The sequence below is a fragment of the candidate division WOR-3 bacterium genome, from assembly GCA_039804165.1.
GTDB lineage: Bacteria > Hydrothermota > UBA3072 > UBA3072 > UBA3072 > JAFGHJ01.
Window position 1 is genome coordinate 1 of the sequence record JBDRZZ010000047.1, and the last position, 5,984, is coordinate 5,984.

At 35.7% G+C, this 5,984-nt stretch carries 7 protein-coding genes; all 7 read right to left on the reverse strand.

Annotated elements, in window-relative coordinates:
- Positions 1 to 294 precede the first annotated feature (294 nt).
- A complete protein-coding gene (locus ABIN61_09160) occupies positions 295 to 459 on the reverse strand; it encodes a hypothetical protein (protein ID MEO0294364.1) in 165 nt (54 codons plus the stop codon).
- Positions 449 to 670 carry a hypothetical protein gene (locus ABIN61_09165; GenBank protein MEO0294365.1) on the reverse strand — a complete coding sequence of 74 codons (222 nt, stop codon included), beginning with the start codon at positions 668 to 670 and terminating at the stop codon, positions 449 to 451. The genes ABIN61_09160 and ABIN61_09165 overlap by 11 nt, the downstream gene beginning before the upstream one ends.
- Before the next feature lie 37 nt (positions 671 to 707).
- Positions 708 to 2,336, reverse strand: a complete 1,629-nt coding sequence (locus ABIN61_09170) for a T9SS type A sorting domain-containing protein (GenBank protein ID MEO0294366.1) — start codon at positions 2,334 to 2,336, stop codon at positions 708 to 710.
- Between the two features lie 35 nt (positions 2,337 to 2,371).
- On the reverse strand, positions 2,372 to 2,812 hold the full coding sequence (locus ABIN61_09175) for a hypothetical protein (GenBank protein ID MEO0294367.1): 441 nt from the start codon (positions 2,810 to 2,812) through the stop codon (positions 2,372 to 2,374).
- A 571-nt stretch (positions 2,813 to 3,383) separates the two neighbouring features.
- The gene (locus tag ABIN61_09180) at positions 3,384 to 4,361 is read right to left on the reverse strand and encodes a hypothetical protein (protein MEO0294368.1); all 978 of its coding nucleotides are present in this window, start codon (positions 4,359 to 4,361) and stop codon (positions 3,384 to 3,386) included.
- Positions 4,362 to 4,532: 171 nt separating this feature from the next.
- Positions 4,533 to 4,736 carry a hypothetical protein gene (locus tag ABIN61_09185; protein MEO0294369.1) on the reverse strand — a complete coding sequence of 68 codons (204 nt, stop codon included), beginning with the start codon at positions 4,734 to 4,736 and terminating at the stop codon, positions 4,533 to 4,535.
- A gap of 74 nt (positions 4,737 to 4,810) precedes the next feature.
- The gene (locus ABIN61_09190) at positions 4,811 to 5,749 is read right to left on the reverse strand and encodes a hypothetical protein (protein MEO0294370.1); all 939 of its coding nucleotides are present in this window, start codon (positions 5,747 to 5,749) and stop codon (positions 4,811 to 4,813) included.
- Between the last annotated feature and the right edge of the window lie 235 nt (positions 5,750 to 5,984).

Genomic DNA, 5,984 nt, shown 5'->3' on the forward strand with positions numbered 1-5,984 from the left:
TTCTACCTGTTCGAAAGCATTAAAAGCCATCCTTTTCCTTCTCTCTTTTCTCTAGGTAATTCCTCTCGCATGTAAAATCCTTCTGGCGGTTTCATGGGAAACAGGAACTTAGAAATCTCTAACCAATGCCTTTGTTGACATTTTACCCGTCTCTTTGCGTTTTTCTATGTGTTTAGGTGTCTTATTATGGACTCCCTGATGAGCTCTGGAAGGGTTATATAAGCCTTCTATGCTACATTTATCAAATTTTAAGCCATTTGTAAACGGTAGGTCTTCCTGTAGTAAAATTACGGGCTACATCTCTATAGACTCTTCTTTCGCATTTTTTACCATCTCAAAACGAATTTTTACCTTATCAAAGGGTTGCATATTTTTATAACCTCGTCCCATTGATAATAAAACATATATCTTCCTTTCATTGTTCATCTTTAAAAGGAGGATATTTATTTTAACAATCATTGCAACTCCTTAATTCTTCTAACCAACAATTTAGAACAATTTCGCTCATTTTTCTATAAATCTTATCTCTTTTTGTGCAAAATACCTTATACTCTTTCATAACTTCTTTTAGGTTTATATTTATATTTAAATCTACTCTTTTTATCCCCAAAACCTCCACAAAGTGTCCACCATGTGCTTTGGATTTAACACAAAATTGAGCCCTTGACATCTCCCCTACTCTTACTTTGATTACAATTTACAGAGTATCATCTGAGTAATATCATTTCTTTGCTCTCTACAAACTGCTCACTTGGATTGTCGGTTGAAATAGCTACAATACGATAAAAATAAATACCAGAAGAAACATTTGGATGCCAAGTTACTTCTTGATAACCGGCATTTTGTTCGGAATTTACAAGTTCCTGTATGTGCTGTCCAAGTATGTTAAAAATTTCCAATAGAACTATACAGCGATGGGGAAGCGAATAACGAATAACTGTCGCTGATTTGAATGGATTTGGATAATTTTGCTCTAAACGAAAGTCTACGTGAATAGAATCATCGATTGTTTCAATATTACCAAAGATTGTATCAATTTTATTAAAAGTATCAAAGAAATTGGGACCCAGATATTCTGGCAATGATGCAAGCCCATATAGCATAGTAGAAAAGTCGACTGCCTGAATATAAGGACATCTTAGAGAGATATCTTCGCGACTATATCTCCATAACACTTTTCTGGAAGTATCATCTGGAAGACTATATACAGAAGGACTTACATTATTGTAGAGAGATATCAAATCATTTTTGCTTTGTGGATATACGGGGATAAATCCCGCGATTATGTGCGGTGAGACAATCCCTCGCGGATTATTATCAATAGCATTAGCTGAGTAAGAACCGCCCCCTGGATCTTCGCCAGCTCCTAAACCCCATTCGTAACTATCAATTCCGGGGTATCTTTTAGTCCACCATAATGAGTCAGCTGCGCGTACATTCCTGAAGTATTCCATATAATCATCATTATTTCTAAAATAATGGCAATAATAGTAAGTAAACAGGGAAATAAAATGCGAAATAAATCCTCCTCCATCGGATAATAGTTCATAGTACCAATAAATAGGCTTTGGAATAGAGTCTGTTTTCGGATCGCTGTAATAGATATTCCAATATAATTGTGATTTTGTATAACCAGGATTTTGAGGGGATACATTTTTTGCCAACCAAGCAACAATCATATATTCATTAAAAGGTCCTTTCTGAGTGCCTTCAACCCTATTCCCACTTGAATCCAGAACCATATATAAACGACGCCCGTCTTCAGATATTGCAGCCGTAAAATCCATTAGTAACGAGTCGACTTTCTTGGCAATTGATATATTACTTGAAAAATAGTTCTTACAAAATATCAATCCCATAGCAAAGATGGCGTTATCGATTGTACTATATTCAATTCCCCACCCTGGAGCTTTCTTACCGCTTTCTGCATCGAACCAATGAGGGAAGAAACCTTTAACATTTGTCCTATTAGAATCTTTAAAAGCAATAAGTGTAGATAAAGTATTAATTACTAAAGATTCAGCATCAGATTCCCAATTTATGGAATCGCCGGTTTTTTTGTACATTGAATCAGCAATACAAAGGGAAATTAAGCCTATCCCATTTGCTGTAATACAGCCAGGTTTATCAACAACGCCTGTGTCAACTGTCAAAGCATCAATATACACCCCATTCGCATTTCGCATAGATTTGATGGCGTAGTAACTATCTCTGAATAATTTTGTTATTGTCGAGTCTTCCGTCTGCGCAAAACCTAACGAAGGCAATAATAAGCATAGCGCTAATGATATAATGATAATCATAATTCTATTCCCTAAAATGTTCACTTTTTTCATGATAGCCTATATTAGTCTAAGAAAAATACCTGAAGTTACCGTTTACGTGGATCAGAAGCCCACCAGATGTCTCCTCCCTTTATCAAACCGCTTTTTTCAGAAATCTTGCCCGCTAAAATACTTCCCATTACTTCTTGACTCAGAAAAAGAGATTTTAAAAAGTACCCCCCACCAAAAATTAACCCTGCATTTGGCGCCCAACCTAACATATCATTTACCCAGGGGTCTGACACGTTTATCAAGCCTCCGATGATTTTAATACAAAAACCAATTGATATCCAAATAAATCCAATCCCTAATCGGCTAAAACGATAGCGCCATACACATCTTTGGCACAACGGGAGGGAGAGAGATCCTAAGACGAGATATGTTGTTTTTGTTTCCAGAGGTTTTCTCTCCTCCTTAATTTTTTTGCCGTAGTAAAAAGTATAATTATTATTAGTAGAATTCTCAGAACATGCTCTACATATACTCATATATTCCTCCTTTTAAGAGCTATAACTCTAACATTATAATATTCCCGCTTCGCTGAGTCAAGACATTTATCCGACAAATTAAAAAGAACAATAAGGATATACCAAAGGAAGCCGATATTCTTCAGAATTTTACCGCCCCTGTAAAATCTGTAATCCTTAACCAACTTGACAAAATGTCTTTTTATTCTTAATATAGAATACGTATAATAGTTATATACAAGGGGAGCAATAGTCTTCCCCTGTATTTTTTGACTCACTTCCCAACCCCCTCAAAAATGGGTCGCCCAAAGAATCTGAAGATAAAAAACGCAGTTAATTTTCCCAGCGAGGAAATTCCTGCTCGGTTCTCAGGTAAGATCTTCTCAAAACCTTCGGTTTTCTGAATCCGTGCCCGCTATCCTTCCGAAACGCTTTTCCTATTAGATACCTTGTGCTCCGTAAAAGATCCCTCCCCCATCTCGGCGGAACTATTGAAAGAAGAATCTTTCAACAACCCCCCCGAGATACGACAACCCATAAAAAGCCCAACCTAGACTTCCGAAAGACCATGTTCGAGAAGACGTTAAACTTATTAGCGAGAGGGCACATCAAATCTTAAACCCATTACAAACGCATGGGAACCCAAATTTGCTTCCCAATCACTAATATTACAAAAGTTTAATCTATAGATCATCGTAAACGCTATGTATTTTGAAAAATATATATCTATCCCAGAAAAGATACTTATTCCAATAGTAGATTTACTATCACTTATGTTAACATACGGATATCCTGGCACATTAGAATAGTATTCTAATGTGGCAAAATTATATCCTAATCCAGCGCCAAAATACATTGCTATACCCTCCTCTCCCACAAGATTATAAAGTGCATTTATGTTAAAAGAGGATAATCCAAGATACCTTTCTGTTGATAGGGAACCGTCTATTTCCTCGCTCTCATTCATTACCCAGTGTTCGAACAACAGTAATGACGACCAATTTGAAGTAATATTCCATTGCAAACCAATATTAAATCCCAAGGCCGGCGCATAGATTTCTAACCAACTCTCCTCTGTTAGAATATATAATATTTTCCTTTCAAAAGGAGAAACAATTAGAAGATTCGATCTGAATGACAACATTGAATTTTTTCTATTAATTTTTTGGAGATCCTCTATCATCCGATTTATCAATAATTCATCTTCAACAAGTTTTATATTTGGGTTATCAATCCCTTTCCAAAAACTACCTTCAACTATCAATGCATATTTTTTGCCCTCTTTAACATCTATTTTAAAATCAGTATAACCGAACTGAAAAAAGTTTACCCCTTTTTTAACAGTTAATTTCATTTTTCCCCCGTTTGCTAAATGTCCTATTAATTCACCGTTAAGCTTGACGCTCAAAGGTGCGAGCGCCCCTACAAATTTAGGTGGACGATAAATTATGACCATCCCAGAATCGACTAAAGATTGATATTCTTCATTTGTAGATATAATGTCTTGCGAAGACAACTTTAAACTAATCGTTAATGTCATTAAGAATGTCAAATAAAATAATTTTTTCATTTTTCCCTCCTTTTTAAAATGCTCCTAAATTGAACGATTCTTTTTATAATTATAAGAATTTTGCCTTTTTTGTCAATAACTCTGGCTTTCCCCTGTTAACTCAAAGATAAAATTAGACTAAATTTATTAACTATATTGACCGATAAAATTTGAGCTAATTTTTAAAATGGACTACTTTTTGACTTCTCCTTTATACCATAACCGAACTTCAGTTTTCTCTTTGTGGGGCACTACATGTAACTCTATTTCCGTCCCTTGCTCTAATGAAAGAGGCACATCAATTCTATTACTATCCCAAAAAATTCTATTATAACCATCTACTCTTCTCGTGAAGGCAGAATATATCTTTTGTTGATTTATATTCGGAAGAAACAACTAAAGGTTTAAAACAACTTTTCCCTGTCTTGATAGCTTTTCTTAATCTTATTCCTGGAATCTCTCCAGTAGTCCTATGAAGGGAGCTCTTCATTATAACGATATAATTCTTTATCAAGTATTATCTCGTCCTCGGATGCCTCTTTTATTCCTTCTCTGGCACATCTTCTGACAATTCTATCCTGAAGCCAACGATAAGGCCGTTCTACTTTACCTTTGGCTTTCGCTGATAAAGCATACCATACCTCTATTCCATACTTTTCTACAACCCGCTTCCATTGGGTGAGAACATCGTCAGTTCCTTTAACCTGTTTGTAACAAAAACTATCTCTGTGACAAACAAATCGGAAAATTGAATGGCTATCAACATAATATGAAAGACCAACCTCATACCTTGAAATTACTGATTCTACAGCCTGGATATGGTCCCAGGTTGTCTCTACATCCACAAATTTAGCATATAAAAGATAACGACTGTAATCGTCCAATGTTGTGATAAGAGTCCATCTTTTCTTTGCGTAAGGTGACCACTTATGATGAGAAGAATCATGTTGTAAAAGTATACCCGGAGCTCCGGTTATGACCTCTCGAGATATATTTTTCTCTTTTCGAACTTTTGGAAGGTAATAACCCCATTCCTTAGCTCTGTTTCTAACAGTCTGTGCAGAAATCTTATACCCGAGTTGACGGACAGCTTCGTCTCTTATTGATGAGTAATTATAATTCCAGATAGGAGTATTTCTATCTTCTATCAGCCTTTTATCTATTTCTAACTCTTTCCGTATTACTTTGTCTACCTCCTCTGGCAGTCTGCGCCCCGAATAGTTCCGGAGATATGCAATAGTGAAATTCTCGGGAGCTCTTCGATACTCTTTCAAAAGCTGATAAAACCTGCCCCTACTACACCCTAATTGTTGGATTGCTTGCTGAAGCGTTATGAACCTCTTCTCGTATAAATCAAAGATTATTTTTACCTGGTCATCTGTAAATCTTTTATGAAGTTGTGGCCCCATATCTTCCTCCTTTTTAGAAGAAAGATATGGCAAAAACTTTAATGATTTAGCCTAATTTTATCTTTTGCGAAGTCCGGTTTTATCTTTTGCCTAACACAAACACTTCCGTCTGACAACCCCCCAAAATTTTTGTGTCAAAAGTCGGAAATTTAGTATTTGTAAGGGTTTAGATTGTATTTTTTCAAAGAAAAGGTATTGAAAAAAACCTCCTTTCTGTATATTGAGAATAAAAACA

Coding starts and splice junctions, on each gene's coding strand:
- ABIN61_09160 (MEO0294364.1), bottom strand. CDS start 459: ATGATTGTTAAAATAAATATCCTCCTTTTAAAGATGAACAATGAAAGG.
- ABIN61_09165 (MEO0294365.1), bottom strand. CDS start 670: ATGTCAAGGGCTCAATTTTGTGTTAAATCCAAAGCACATGGTGGACAC.
- ABIN61_09170 (MEO0294366.1), bottom strand. CDS start 2,336: ATGAAAAAAGTGAACATTTTAGGGAATAGAATTATGATTATCATTATA.
- ABIN61_09175 (MEO0294367.1), bottom strand. CDS start 2,812: ATGAGTATATGTAGAGCATGTTCTGAGAATTCTACTAATAATAATTAT.
- ABIN61_09180 (MEO0294368.1), bottom strand. CDS start 4,361: ATGAAAAAATTATTTTATTTGACATTCTTAATGACATTAACGATTAGT.
- ABIN61_09190 (MEO0294370.1), bottom strand. CDS start 5,749: ATGGGGCCACAACTTCATAAAAGATTTACAGATGACCAGGTAAAAATA.